Genomic DNA, 14,726 nt, shown 5'->3' with positions numbered 1-14,726 from the left:
ACTATTTATATTTATATCTTTTAGATAGCTCTTTATTTATATCTATTCTAAATAAATTGTTAATTTTACCTTACATTTTGATACATTTGCATTTATGATAAAAAAGCTATTAATCTTTGTATTTAGTACATTACACTTAATAATTAATGCACAAAATATCAAAACAATTCAATTACGCCCAAAATATAACACGAATCAATTTACGGCAATTGTAAAACTTGGGCAGGTTTTAAAACTCTCTTTTGATGATTTAGAGGCTGATAATAAAGAATATCAGTATAAAATTGCCCATATGACACACGATTGGAAACCGAGTAGCTTAACTTCTAATCAATATATTGATGGTTTTGATGAAAATGAAATCATAAACATCACCAATTCTTTTAACACACTTCAACCTTATACACATTATAGTGTTGATATTCCTAATCAAAATACGATTATCACCAAAAGTGGTAACTATTTAATTTCTATTTTAGATGAAAATTATGACGTAGTATTTACAAGGCGCTGTGTTTTTTATGAAGATATTACAACTGTTGGCGTTGCCGTTTTTAGAAGTAGAGAGACCAAATCAAATAATGAAAAACAAACCATTCAATTTACTGTAAATCATCAAAATTTAAGTATTAACAATGTTAATAAAGAAATTAATATTGCCTTATTTCAAAATCATAATTGGAACACAGTTCTATATAATATTCAACCTAAATTTATAAAACCAGCACAATTAATTTACAATCATACTCTTGAATCAAATTTTTGGGGAGGTAATGAATTTTTAAATTTTGATAGCAAATATTTACGTAGCACCAGTTTTAATATTGCTAAAACCGAAAGAAAAGATATTTATCACAGTTATTTATATACCAATGAAGAACGAGTAGATAAAAAATACACTTACAATCCTGATATCAACGGACAATTTATAATAAGAACTTTAGAAGCAAACGACCCAAATTCAGAAGCTGATTATTCTATGGTTCATTTTTCGTTAGCTGCTTATGAAGCGTATCAAAATAAAGAAGTTTTTATCTATGGAGCGTTTAATAATTATGAATTATCCGAAGAAAATAAAATGAAATATGATGCTATTTCAGAAAGATATAAAGCCAAAATAAAATTTAAACAAGGCTTTTATAATTACAGTTATGTTACAGTCGATAAAAATAAAAAAATAAATTTAAACGAGATAGATGGCTCTTTCTATCAGACTGAAAATGAATATACTGTTATCGTATATTATAAGCCTTTCGGCGAAACTTACGACCGTGTTATCGGACTAGGGAATGGATACTTTAACCAAAACAGGTAACTTAGCAGTATCTTAATTGATTAAAGTAAAACCAACTTAAAAATTTAGACTATGTTAGAACAAATAACCAAAGGTATAAAAATAGCAATCAAGACACATTTTAATGGTTTAATAAACCATGGTCAAAATCAATATTATTCTTTTAGCTACTATATTTCAATAGAAAACAATTCAACAGAAACCGTAAAACTTTTAGAACGTTTTTGGATTATTTTTGATGCACTTAAAAATACTGAACACGTAGCAGGAGAAGGCGTTATAGGTGAAACACCAATACTTAAACCAAATGATGTTTTTAATTACAGGTCAAACTGTTTTTTGCTTTCAGCAACAGGTGCTATGAAAGGGAATTATAAAATGATGAATACAGAAACCTCTGAAGAGTTTTTAGTTACTATTCCTACATTTCAATTAATGAGTACTGGTATTTTAAACTAAAAAGTAAAATGTTATTTTAATATTTTATAGATAAAACTTTGTGGTGTATTTTTAAAAGCAACTTTAAAAGATACTTTATTTGTTTTAGTAACAACTCCTTTAATATTTTTTATTCCTGTTAAATAATCATTAGAAATAATTAAAGAATCTTCTTGAGTTTTTAAATATTCCCCTACATCAAAAAACAATGAAAATTTATTATTTACATGCTGATTATTTTTATCATAATTAGCATGTACAGCTTTTTTGGAATACAAAAATAATTCTTTAGAGTTTTTATCAGCATAAGTTTTAAAAAGTGGATTTACAACTAATATTTTTTCCCCATTAATATTTTTTATTGCTTTTTTTGATGATAAATAAGTGAAAATATAGCTTCCCCCAAGGCTTATATTTAAATCAGGAACTATTGTTTTTTGAATAGTTGTTGTTGCAATTTTATTAAAATCATCATCATATTTATAAGTTACAATAGTATCTTTTTTATTGATAAAAGAATTTAGTTTAATATTAAATTCACCATTCCAATGAGTTTGAATACTATCTAACGATACGTTTGTTAATTTCTCAAAATTATCTTTTGATGATTTTTTTAAATAATCAAACAAAAAAGTTTTCTTTACTTTCCCCGAAAAAGATAATACTGAACGATTAGTAACACTCGTTTTATAAGATAAAAAAGGCATGTTTTTTTCAGATAATTTCCCAATTATTGATATTTCGTTTTCATCAACTCCAAGTTCTAAAAAGCTTTTACTTTTAGTTGATATAGCAATAAGTTCTTTACTATTTTTTAATTTTTGAACAATACTATTTTCATCATTTAAATAATTATTTGTATTTAAAATGGTATTTAATTTAGTTTCAATATTCGAAATTTCATCTAAATTAAATACAATTCTTAATTGATTTTTATTGATAAGATAAACAGTCTTTTTATTGATAAAATAATCAGCTTTTTCAAGAGTTTTTTTCACAAATTTATCTTGATTAAAAAACGATAATAAACGCATTTTATTTTTAATTTCAATAGTCGTACTTACCCACGTATTTTTTAAAACGTTGTTATTACTATAAAAAAATACATTTGAAGGAAACACAACCTCATCAAATAAAGAAAATGCTTTTTTATGCTGATTCTTTTTTATCGATTTAAAATACAAAAAAGGATGTTTTACAACATCCTTTAACATAGTATATTCTATTTCTCGTAAATTCATACGAATAACAACATCCGCAGAAACAGGAATTTTATTAGCTGTATTTACAGTTCGATTATATCTAAAATAACCAAACGTAAATACAGTACAAATAATTATTAAAATAAGAAATATTACTTTTTTAAGCATCTATTTACTTTACCATTTCGTTAATAAATTCCAATAATAATTTTAAGGTATTTTCTTTTTTACCTTTTGTATTTAATTTTAATTCTGATGATATTTTATTTCCTTTCACTTTTGAAACTACAAAACGAACATCTTCAACATTATCATTAGAAAAAGCAATCATTTTTCTTTCAGTACTTCGAAATGATTCCTTTGGTAAATTAGCAATCAAAGCATTTACATCAGCAAATAATACTGTTGAGTTTTTCTTAATTAATTTACGATGTTTACCTCCTTTAAAAAGTCCTTTTCCTATCGATAATTTTACCGCTCTTACTTTTGATGTTGTAACATAAAGTACATCATTTTTTATAACAGCATATAAATTGAAAGGTAATTTAGCATCTTTAACTATTATTTCAAAAACATTTTTAGTTTCTTTTACTAAATGATGTTTTTGCCCTAATTTGAATAATTTTGTTAACAATTCTTTTTCTTCTGATCCAATCATTAAGGTAAAATCAGGAACCAAAGCTTGTTTTGTTTTGGTTACTTCTTTACGTTTATAATCGTCATCATAAGTATATGATTTATAAGATACTTCTTTTTCTCCAAAATCATTTAAGACAAATAATGCATCACCAGTAACTAAACTAGCCATTGCTTTTTCATCTACAATTAAAGATAATATGTCTCCAACAATATTAATTTCTTCATTAAATTTTGGAAACATTCCGCCATACATTTTATTAATCATTTCTGGATATTCCAATAATAATTGTTCTGTATCTATAGAAACACTCCAAAAAGCCAATGCTTCATCATGATTAAAACTATTGATTAAAGTGCTGTTCATTTTTTGATTATAAATCTTTTTGAAAGATTTTTTCATATCATCACTAACAGTCATATCTAATAAAAGACTTGCATTTTTTTTATTGAAAGATAAATTAGCCGTAACTTCTTCTACTCCATAAAGATTCTTACCCTTTTGAGGCATAAAATAAGACATTGAAGAATTTAATTCCTTTCCAAAAGAACCAATTAAATCAGACATTAATTCACCATAATTACGCATCCAAAATGTTGCAACAGCATTTTTTTTCTTTCCCTTCTGAAAACTTGAATTAACAGCAATAGAATTTAATAAAGGATTATTTACAATCGAAAATCCTTTTTGTAAAATCCATTGTTTTGAAAACAACTTTTTTACATCATACATCGATTGTCCTTCTAATTTATGTTTTTCAAAACGCTCGTTATGTTCCTTAAAGTAATTACGATGTTTATCTCCCTTTACGAATAAAATAAATTCATCATTCCAAATCATTACCTCACGACTTTTCTGGATATAGCTGTAACCTTCGTCTTTTTTGATTTTCTTTAAATCTCTTTCTTTCAACATCGATTCGTACAACTTCCTATCATTTAATTCAACTAAAAATGTATGATATGAAATACTATCTGTTTTTTCAAAAAAGTAATACGCATTTGATTTTACATCAATTCCTGCTTTACTTATCGAACTTACTTTATCTTCTCTTCTTCTATTTACACTTCTTAATATTTCTTCACCTAAAAGACTGTCATCAATATCAGAAACCTTTATTAAGTCAAATAAGTTTTCGGCATCGGCAACTACTACAATATCGGCAGTATTAGGAATTTTACTTTCTAATTTTTGAGCTTGTAAAGCAACGATTGTATTTATAAATAGTAGTGTAGCAATTATTTTTTTCATGTTGATTTTAGTTTTTTAGTTTGATATTATTTTTTATACTTTGTTGGTTGGTTATTATATTTTGAGCTTTTACACGTAACATAACTGCTTTTTTACTTTTTGATATTTTAGCCAGTTTATTAGTGCATGATACTACAGGATTTTCAAAACGATATACACCTGTAAAAGTAGCCGTTTCAAAAACTTTTCTATCTTTCATTTTAGTTTTCTGAAATTCTTTTCCGATATTAAAATGATGACTTCGTGTAAATATTTTAGCTGTTTTATCATACTTAAAATGTTTATGATTTTTTATTACTAAAGCTTCCTTTTTAGAACTAAAAGTTGATAAAACTGTATTAAGAGCTTCTACTTTATCAAAATTACAAGAAATAGTAACTATAAAATCTTCAAAATTTAAGGTGTTTTTTACCTCATCAATACCTTTGATGGTTTTTATTTTTTGAACAATCGTTGCTACTTTATTTTTGATAGTATTTTTTGACGGAACTTTATATCCATTAATACTATCTAACAATAATATAGAAGCTATTTTGGTTTTACTTTCACTCAAGTTTATTGTAAAAGTAGCACTTCCTGAACCATCTTTATTGAATGATATTTCTTCTACAAACTCGAAACAACTGGTAAATAAGAACAACGAAATTATTGATAAAAACAAGAATCGTATTTTACTCATAACTTTTTTTTGCGAAAGTAATAAAAAACACAATTTTAAAAACATGATTTTTATCAATAAAAAACCATTTACCTACTAAATAGGATAATAATTCATTTTTACATCAGTAGCCTTTTTTATTATAGAAGTTACGCTTACAGTTTGTACAAGAGTACGTTTCATTTTTGGTGAAATCTCAATATTTCCTTTAGTTTCATCTGTATGAAAATCAAGTATTTTTTCCTTCGGAAGAAAAGTAGGATTCTCTGTTATCCATTCAGAAAACCATTCTCTTCGTAATTCTTTCATTTCTTCAGTATATAATGTTGATGACGACCAAATTTTAGGTTTGTCTCCTAACTTTTGAAAATGTTTTTGGACTCCATCCCAAACTAATTCGTAGGCATTTAGTCCGTTTTCCCAATCGACTAAAACAATAGTAAAAGGTTCTATTTTATCGAAATTAAAATGATGAATAACCGCAACAGGATTATCAACTTTTAATAATTCTTTTACAATAACTCCCCTACTCATTCTGTAACTTTCAGCACGTTTATGTTTTATAAAACCTCCATTTAATAAACAAATCAATCTATTTTTTTCTGATAAACCAATCCAAGTTCCACCTGCTAATTCATCCTTCGGATATCTTAATTTTACGCCATCTTCATCATATTGTTTTGGAGCAATTGTTTTTCTTTTCGGATTTTCATCTCTATTAGAAGTTAATATAAAATCTTCACCGCCTAAAGGCAAATAAGTTACCGTACACATATTCTATTCTGTTTTGATAAATGAGACGTAAAAACAACTTAGTAATTACTAAAATAAATGTTAACTTTGTTCCGTAAAATAATTTGATATTTTTTTACAGAACAAACAATTTAATCTTTGCAAATTAATAGTATTAGATTTTTGTTTTCGTTTTTTAACAAAATTTTTTTAACACACAAATAACAAACTAAAATGGCAAGAGGATTTTTTAAAGTTCCAGAAGCAATTAACGAACCTGTAAAAGGGTATGCTCCTGGATCACCAGAAAGAGAAGAGTTACTAGCAACATATAAAGCTATGTATAATAGTAACATTGATGTGCCAATGCATATTAATGGTGAAGAAGTTAGAACTGGAAACACTAAAAACATTACACCTCCACACGATCATAAACACGTGGTTGGTCAATATCATACAGCAGATAAATCTCACGTAGATGCTGCTATTAGTACTGCTTTAGCTGCAAGACAAGAATGGTCTAGTACTTGTTGGACTGAGCGTGCTTCTATTTTCTTAAAGGCTGCTGAATTATTAGCTGGTCCTTATAGAGCAAGAATGAATGCTGCAACAATGATTGCACAATCTAAAAACGTTCACCAAGCTGAAATTGATGCAGCTTGTGAAATGATTGACTTTTTCCGTTTCAATGTACAGTATATGACTGATATCTTTAAAGATCAGCCATCTTCTGCACCTGGAATTTGGAACAGAGTTGAATACAGACCTTTAGAAGGTTTTGTATATGCAATTTCTCCTTTTAACTTTACTTCTATTGCAGCGAACTTACCCGCAGCAGCTGCCTTAATGGGTAACGTTGTTGTTTGGAAGCCATCTGATCATCAAGCATATTCTGCGCAAGTAATTGTTGATATGTTTAAAGAAGCTGGTTTACCTGACGGTGTAATTAACGTTGTATATGGTGATCCTGTTATGATTTCTGATACTGTATTAGCTTCTCCTGATTTCTCTGGATTACACTTTACAGGTTCAACTCATGTTTTCAAAAACTTATGGAAACAAATTGGAAATAACATCCATACTTACAAAACATATCCAAGAATTGTTGGTGAAACTGGTGGAAAAGATTTTATCTGGGCTCACAATTCATCAAACCCTTTACAAGTTGCTACTGCAATAACTAGAGGTTCTTTTGAATACCAAGGTCAAAAATGTTCTGCTGCTTCACGTGCTTACATTCCTGCTTCTATGTGGGAAGAAGTTAAAGGTCATTTAATTGCGCAAACTAGCGAAATTAAAATGGGTTCTCCTGAAGATACTAGCAACTTTGTTAACGCTGTTATTCATGAAGGTTCTTTTGATAAAATAGCAAGCTTTATTGATGCTGCTAAAGCTGATGCTGATGCTGAAGTTATTATTGGTGGTGGTCACGATAAATCGGTAGGATACTTTATTGAGCCTACTGTAATCGTTGCTAAATCTCCTACTTATGCAACTATGACAACTGAATTATTCGGTCCTGTTATGACTGTTTTCGTATACGAAGATGCTGAATGGGAAGCTTCATTAAAATTAGTTGATGAATCTACTGAATATGCATTAACTGGTGCTATCTTTTCTAAAGATAGATACATTGTTGAAAAAGCTTCTAAAGCTTTAGAAAACGCTGCTGGAAACTTCTATATTAACGATAAGCCAACTGGTGCTGTTGTAGGACAACAACCTTTTGGTGGTGGTAGAGCTTCTGGAACAAATGATAAAGCAGGTTCTGCTCAAAACTTATTACGTTGGACTTCTGTTCGTTTAATTAAGGAAACTCTTGTATCTCCTACAGATTACAAGTACCCTTTCTTAGGATAAGAATCAAATAATATTATTTTAAAACCTCATCAAATTTTGATGGGGTTTTTTTATGCCAAATTCTAAGATTTATTTAACATTTTTCACTTTATAGATTCTGTATCTTTATCGAATTTCAAAAATCACAACCAAACAATTAAAACAATGTTTAAAAAACTACTATTAGTTACAGCAGTAACACTCTTTATAAATTGTAATAAAGAAAAATCAACTACAAATAAAAAACAAACAAAAGCAACTTCTTTAAATGTTCCTTTTGAAAAATTCAAACTAAATAACGGATTAGAAGTTATTTTACATACCGATAAATCAGATCCTATTGTAGCGGTAGAATTAATGGTTCATGTAGGTTCTGGAAGAGAAATTGAAGGAAGAACCGGTTTTGCTCATTTATTTGAACACTTATTATTTTTAGAATCTGAAAACCTTGGTAAAGGTGGTTTAGATAAAATGAGTGCAAAAATTGGTGGATCAGGTGCAAACGGTTCTACAAATAGAGATAGAACAAACTATTTACAAACTGTACCTAACGATGCTTTAGAAAAAATGATTTGGGCTGAAGCCGATAAATTAGGTTGGTTTATTAATACAGTAACAGAACCTGTTTTAGCTAAAGAAAAAGAAGTTGTTAAAAATGAAAAACGTCAGAATTATGACAATCGTCCTTACGGATTCAATCAACAAATTATTGACCATAATTTATATCCAAAAAATCATCCTTATAACTGGCAAGTAATCGGTTCTTTAGAACATTTACAAAATGCTACTTTAAACGATGTAAAAAATTTCTTCAAAAAATGGTATGTTCCTAATAATGCTACTTTAGTTTTATCAGGAGATTTTGATACTGAAAAAGCCAAAGAATGGGTTTATAAATATTTTGATGAAATTCCTAGAGGTGAAGAAATTACTCCTTTAGCAAAACAATCAGGAAAAGTAGCAAAAACAAAATTATTATATTTTGAAGATAATTTAGCCAAACTACCAATGGTTACTTATGCTTGGCCAACAGTTCCATTATATCATAAAGATTCTTATGCTTTAGATATATTAACTGAATATTTATCACAAGGAAAAAAAGCACCTTTAAGTACTATTTTAGTTGATGATTTAAAATTAACAGCAAATACAAATATGTGGAATTGGTCATCAGAATTAGCTGGTCAAATTCAACTAAGTATCCGTGGATTTAATAATGTTAATTTAAATGATATCAATAATGGTGTAAATACAGCTTTTAAAAACTTTGAAAAAGAAGGTATTTCTGATAAAAACTTAAATAGAATTAAAGCAGGATTAGAAACTCAATTTTATAATAATTTATCGAGCGTACTTGGTAAAGGAACAAGTTTAGCTTCTCATAACACTTATGCAGGAGATCCTGATTTTATCAATAAAGAAATTGATTTAACTTTAAGCGTTACCAAAGAAGATGTTATACGTGTTTACAATACATACATCAAAAATAAAAACTTTGTCGCAACTAGTTTTGTGCCTAAAGGAATGGCTAATTTGGCTTTAAAAAACTCTAAAGAAGCAATTATTAAAGAAGAAAAAATTGTTAATGGAGCTGAAGAAAAATTTGATTCTAAAATTAAAGCTCAGTATACAAAAACTCCTTCTAAAATAGATAGAGCTACAGAACCTAATTACGGAAAATCTCCTGCTTTAAAAGTTCCTACTATTTGGAAAAATGAATTATCAAACGGAATTAAAGTATTCGGAATTGAAAACAGTGAAGTACCTTTAGTTCGTTTTAATTTAGTTATTGATGGTGGTCAGTTATTAGAAAACATGAACAAATTAGGTGTTGCAAATTTAACTGCAAACCTTATGAATAAAGGAACTAAAAATAAAACCGTAGCAGAACTTGAAGATGCTATTCAAGAATTAGGCGCATCTATTAATATTTATGCATCAAAAGAAAATATAACCATAAGCGGTAATACTTTAGCTAAAAACTATGCTAAAACAATAGCTTTAGTTGAAGAAATGTTATTAGAACCTCGTTGGGATTCAACTGAATTTGAATTGATAAAAAAATCAGTTGTAGCTAATTTACGTCAGCAAGAAGCAAATCCAACTACTGTAACTCGAAATGTATATAATGAGTTAATTTACGGAAAAGACAACATCCGTTCTAAAAATACTTTAGGAAGCATTACATCCGTAGAAAAAATAAATTTAGATGATTTAAAATCATATTATTCAAATTACATTTCTCCGTCTATTACTAAAATGCATATTGTTGGTGATATCAATAAAGAAAAAGCCTTAAAACCTTTAACTAGTTTAACAACTAAATGGACTTCAAAAGAAGTTACAATTCCTGTATTTAAAACTCCTGAAGCTCCAAAAAAATCGACTGTTTATTTTTATGATATACCAAAAGCAAAACAATCGGTAATTAATTTTGGCGCACCAGCTTTAGCTGTTACTGATAAAGATTTTTATCCAGCAACAGTAATGAATTATATTCTTGGTGGTGGTGGTTTCACTTCTAAATTAATGCAAGAATTAAGAGAAGGAAAAGGATATACGTATGGTATTTATTCTTATTTTTCTGGAACAAAAGCTGTAGGATCTTTTAGTATTTTTAGTAGAGTTAGAAGTAATATTACTTTAGAAGCTGCCGAACTTGTTAAAAAAATAATTACAGACTACCCTACTACTTTTTCTGATAAAGATTTAGCAACTACAAAAGGTTTTCTAATTAAAAGTAATGCTAGAAAATTTGAAACTATGAATGCTAAATTAAATATGTTACAAAATATTAGCGCTTATAATTTAGATACTGATTACGTTAAAAACAGAGAGAAAATAGTTAATGAAATGACTATTGAAAAAGTACAAGAATTATCAAAAAAATACATTAATCCTGATAAAATGATTTGGCTTTTTGTAGGTGATGCCGAAACGCAATTAAATCGTTTAAATAAATTAGGATTCGGAGAACCTATTTTATTAAATAAAAAATAAGATTTTTAATTTTAAAATAAAAAAGCAATCTCTTAGAGGTTGCTTTTTTTGTTTGATTAAAATTATTTTCTAGTAGTTTTGTTTTCTACATTTAAAAAAATGTTTTTTTAATAAAATGAACTACAAAAAAATAATACAAGAAGTATTTTCAAAAGTTGAAAATATTGAAAACAAAGGTGCTTTAGCTTCTTATATTCCTGAATTAGCTAGTTTAAATCCTAATAAATTTGGTGTTCATATTACTACCACCTCTAATATTAAATATGGAATAGGTAATTATCAAGAAAAATTTTCTATTCAAAGTATTGCTAAAGTTTTATCACTTTGTTTGGCTTACAAAATACTTGACGGAGATTTATGGAACAGACTAGGAGTTGAACCTTCAGGAAATCCTTTTAACTCGCTTCTTCAACTAGAAAATGACAACGGAATACCACGAAATCCTTTTATTAATGCGGGTGCAATTGTTATTTCAGATGTTCTTATCAGTAATTTAAAAAATCCTAAAGAAGATTTATTAACCTTTATTAAAAGTCTTTCTGGTAATAATGATATTCATTATTCCGCTAAAATTGCGGCTTCTGAAAAATCCGTAGGTTACAGAAATGTAGCGCTTTGTAATTTTATAAAATCTTTCGGAAATATTAAAAATGAACCTAGTAAAGTTCTTGATTTTTATTTCGATTTATGCTCGTTAGAATTAAGCTGTGAGCATCTATCTGAATTATTTTTGTTCTTAGCTAATAACGGAAAAGCGCCTCATAACAACGAGCAGATAATATCTAAAAGTCAGTCAAAAAGAATCAATGCTTTAATGCAAACTTGTGGTTTTTATGACGAATCTGGTCAGTTTGCTTTTAAAGTAGGTTTAGCAGGAAAAAGTGGTGTTGGTGGTGGTATTATTGCTATACTTCCAAACCAATATAGCGTTGTTGTTTGGAGTCCTAAATTGAATGAAAAAGGAAATTCTTACAAAGGAATGAAGTTTTTAGAGCGTTTTACAACTTTATCAGAACAATCTATTTTTTAAAATAAAAGGATTTACAATCTAAAATTGAAACAAACCAATATCATTACATTTAAGTTATCTTTGCAAAAAAAATAATCAATGAAGTTTACAGATTTACATCTTAATATAGATATTTTAAAAGCACTTAGTGAAGAAAAATATCACAATGCTACTTTAGTACAACAAAAAGTAATTCCGTTAGTACTAGATAAAAAAGATGTAATTGTTGGTTCACAAACAGGATCGGGTAAAACAGCCGCTTTTGCATTGCCTATTATTCATAATTTAGCCAAAGAACTAGCTTTAGTTCCTGAAAGAGGTCCTAGAAAAATAAAAGCCTTAGTTGTAAGTCCAACCAGAGAATTGGCAATTCAAATTGAAGAAAGTTTTAACACCTACGCAAAGTACACAAACATACTTACGGGAGTTGTTTACGGAGGAATATCGACAAAAGCACAAAAAGAAGTTTTAGCAAAAGGAATTGATGTTTTAGTTGCAACACCAGGACGTTTAATCGATTTACACGAACAAGGAAGTGTCGATTTAACAACCTTAAAAACTTTTGTTTTAGATGAAGCCGATTTAATGTTAGACATGGGCTTTATTCAAGATGTAAAAAAGATTGAAGCACTTTGTCCTCGCAAAAAACAAACACTTTTATGTTCGGCAACAATGCCAGAAAAAGTGAGCGATTTAGCAAAACAAATGCTTTATAAGCCAGAAACAGTTAATGTTATTCCAACCGATAATACCGTTAATAAAATTGGACAATTATTATATTATACGCCTAAAAAACATAAAGTAGATTTATGTTTATACTTATTAAAAAACACCATACAAGGACGTATTCTTATTTTTAGACGTACCAAATTTGGTGTTGATAAATTAGAGCAAACTCTTATCAAAAACGGATACAAAGTAACAAGTGTTCACGGAGATAAAACTCAGATTTTACGTAATCAAGCAATTGAAGACTTCAAAAATAATAAAGCAAATATTTTAATTGCTACCGATGTTGCCGCTCGTGGTATTGATATTCATAAAATTGATGCCGTAATTAATGTTGATATTCCTAATGTTCCTGAAACTTACGTTCACCGAATTGGTAGAACTGGTAGAGCTGGAAAAGCAGGAATCGCATTTTCATTTTGTAGCGCCGATGAAACTAGTTATATAAAAGGTATTCAAGAATTTTTAAAACGACCTATAAAAATTATTGAAGATCACCCTTTTTTATTGGTAAAACCTAAACATATAAAGCAACCAAACACTATTAGTACAAACAAAAAAGGACGAAAGTCTGAAGCTTCTAAAAAGAAGAAAAAGCGTTGGTATTAAAACAATATATTTATAAAATTAAAACCTCTTCAATTTATTTGAAGAGGTTTTTTTTATCATTTAAAAATAATAAGATTAATAATTAGAAGCAATTTCCCGCTTTCCGCACTCGCTTTTTTTTGAAGAAAAATCAAAAAAAGAGCTCAAACAATTGCTTCAATCGGGGCTAGGAATTTTTGCAAACTTGTTTATTTCGTTTAAAAAATCATTAATTTTGACAAGATATTTTAGATTTTTATATATCAATTTTAAAACAAAATTATTATGAATATAACCTTATCCGAAGCAAAAAAAGTAATCGACACTGCAACTTTAAAAGCAGTAGCTTTAAATACAAAAATGAGTATTTCAGTTGTAGATGCTGGCGCTAGTTTAGTAGCTTTTGAACGTATGGATAGTGCTTTTATTGGTCCTATTGATATTGCAATGAAAAAAGCTAAAACAGCCGCTTTATTCGGAAAAGATACTGGTATTCTTGGCGAATTATCGCAACCTGGAGCTCCTTTATATAATATTGAACATTCTAATAATGGATTAATTACTTTTGCTGGAGGTATTCCTATTAAAAATAAAAACGGAATTATTATTGGTGCTATTGGTGTAAGTGGTAGTACAGTTCAAAATGATTTTGAAGTTGCTCAAGCTGGTGCAAATGCTATTTAAATATTAGTAATATTCATAAAAAAAGAGTTATTAAATGTAACTCTTTTTTTTAGCCCCGATTGAAGAAATTGTTTGAGCTCTTTTTTATTTTTTTTTCAAAAATAAAAAAAGCGAGTGCGGAAAGCGGGAAATAGCTTCTAATAATTTTTATCAATTTTTAACAAAAAAGAGCAAATAATAGGGATATAACACCTTTTTTAAGTAGAAAATGAAGGTTTTTGAACTTTTATATCATTTTTAACTTTTTTTATTCGAGTATTAATCGTAATATTACAATATAAGAATTTAAAAATGGGACTTACAAAATCAGAAATATTTACAACAGAACAAAACGATCTTTCAAACATTGCAAAAGTACTTGGGCATCCTGCACGTATTGCCATAATACAATATTTATTTAAAATTGATTCCTGTGTGTGTGGCGATTTAGTAAACGAAATCGGGTTAGCACAAGCAACTATTTCTCAACATTTAAAAGCTTTAAAAAACGCCAAATTAATTAAAGGAAGTATAGAAGGAACAAGTGTTTGCTACTGTATCGATCAAGAATATTGGCAACAAATAAAAGGTGTTTTATCTATTTTTTTAAACCTTGATATTAATTCAGGTAATTGCAATTCTAATAATTGCTGTTAAAAAAAAATTACATTAATCAATCGTAATAA

Annotated in this window: 12 protein-coding genes; 8 read left to right on the top strand and 4 right to left on the bottom strand. The window is 28.0% G+C overall.

All coding sequences use genetic code 11. The features are described from left to right. The first annotated feature begins 94 nt into the window (after positions 1–94). Positions 95–1,315, top strand: a complete 1,221-nt coding sequence (locus tag AB0T67_RS08835; RefSeq protein ID WP_369220006.1) for a type IX secretion system plug protein — start codon at positions 95–97, stop codon at positions 1,313–1,315. Positions 1,316–1,366: 51 nt separating this feature from the next. Then, positions 1,367–1,753 carry a Co2+/Mg2+ efflux protein ApaG gene (gene apaG / locus AB0T67_RS08830; protein WP_271230856.1) on the top strand — a complete coding sequence of 129 codons (387 nt, stop codon included), beginning with the start codon at positions 1,367–1,369 and terminating at the stop codon, positions 1,751–1,753. A gap of 11 nt (positions 1,754–1,764) precedes the next feature. Here apaG and AB0T67_RS08825 read toward each other — a convergent pair whose 3' ends face one another. From AB0T67_RS08825 to AB0T67_RS08810, 4 genes are all read right to left on the bottom strand, one after another. Then, positions 1,765–3,102 (bottom strand): hypothetical protein, encoded by a 1,338-nt coding sequence (locus tag AB0T67_RS08825; protein WP_369220005.1) that lies wholly within the window; start codon positions 3,100–3,102, stop codon positions 1,765–1,767. Between the two features lie 4 nt (positions 3,103–3,106). Beyond that, entirely contained in the window at positions 3,107–4,822 is a 1,716-nt protein-coding gene (locus AB0T67_RS08820; protein ID WP_369220004.1) for a hypothetical protein, read from the bottom strand. 7 nt (positions 4,823–4,829) lie between these two features. Continuing rightward, the gene (locus tag AB0T67_RS08815; RefSeq protein WP_369220003.1) at positions 4,830–5,501 is read right to left on the bottom strand and encodes a hypothetical protein; all 672 of its coding nucleotides are present in this window, start codon (positions 5,499–5,501) and stop codon (positions 4,830–4,832) included. A 75-nt stretch (positions 5,502–5,576) separates the two neighbouring features. Continuing rightward, on the bottom strand, positions 5,577–6,254 hold the full coding sequence (locus tag AB0T67_RS08810; protein WP_369220002.1) for an NRDE family protein: 678 nt from the start codon (positions 6,252–6,254) through the stop codon (positions 5,577–5,579). 192 nt (positions 6,255–6,446) lie between these two features. Between AB0T67_RS08810 and pruA the strand changes: the two genes are divergently transcribed. The 6 genes from pruA to AB0T67_RS08780 all read left to right on the top strand — a co-directional run bounded on the left by pruA (position 6,447) and on the right by AB0T67_RS08780 (position 14,697). Beyond that, on the top strand, positions 6,447–8,072 hold the full coding sequence (pruA, locus tag AB0T67_RS08805; protein ID WP_369220001.1) for an L-glutamate gamma-semialdehyde dehydrogenase: 1,626 nt from the start codon (positions 6,447–6,449) through the stop codon (positions 8,070–8,072). Positions 8,073–8,216: 144 nt separating this feature from the next. After that, entirely contained in the window at positions 8,217–11,051 is a 2,835-nt protein-coding gene (locus AB0T67_RS08800; protein ID WP_369220000.1) for a M16 family metallopeptidase, read from the top strand. A gap of 115 nt (positions 11,052–11,166) precedes the next feature. Next, the gene (locus AB0T67_RS08795; protein WP_369219999.1) at positions 11,167–12,081 is read left to right on the top strand and encodes a glutaminase; all 915 of its coding nucleotides are present in this window, start codon (positions 11,167–11,169) and stop codon (positions 12,079–12,081) included. 78 nt (positions 12,082–12,159) lie between these two features. Next, positions 12,160–13,398: a DEAD/DEAH box helicase gene (locus AB0T67_RS08790; protein ID WP_369219998.1), complete on the top strand. Its 1,239-nt coding sequence runs from the start codon at positions 12,160–12,162 to the stop codon at positions 13,396–13,398. A 264-nt stretch (positions 13,399–13,662) separates the two neighbouring features. Continuing rightward, entirely contained in the window at positions 13,663–14,061 is a 399-nt protein-coding gene (locus AB0T67_RS08785) for a GlcG/HbpS family heme-binding protein (RefSeq protein WP_369219997.1), read from the top strand. 291 nt (positions 14,062–14,352) lie between these two features. Next, the gene (locus AB0T67_RS08780) at positions 14,353–14,697 is read left to right on the top strand and encodes an ArsR/SmtB family transcription factor (RefSeq protein WP_369219996.1); all 345 of its coding nucleotides are present in this window, start codon (positions 14,353–14,355) and stop codon (positions 14,695–14,697) included. Positions 14,698–14,726: the final 29 nt, after the last annotated feature.

It is taken from the genome of Tenacibaculum salmonis (assembly GCF_041053065.1).
In the GTDB taxonomy this organism is placed as follows: Bacteria; Bacteroidota; Bacteroidia; order Flavobacteriales; family Flavobacteriaceae; genus Polaribacter; species Polaribacter pacificus_A.
Note: the sequence above shows the minus strand (reverse complement) of the source record. Positions and strands in the feature narration are given on the sequence as shown.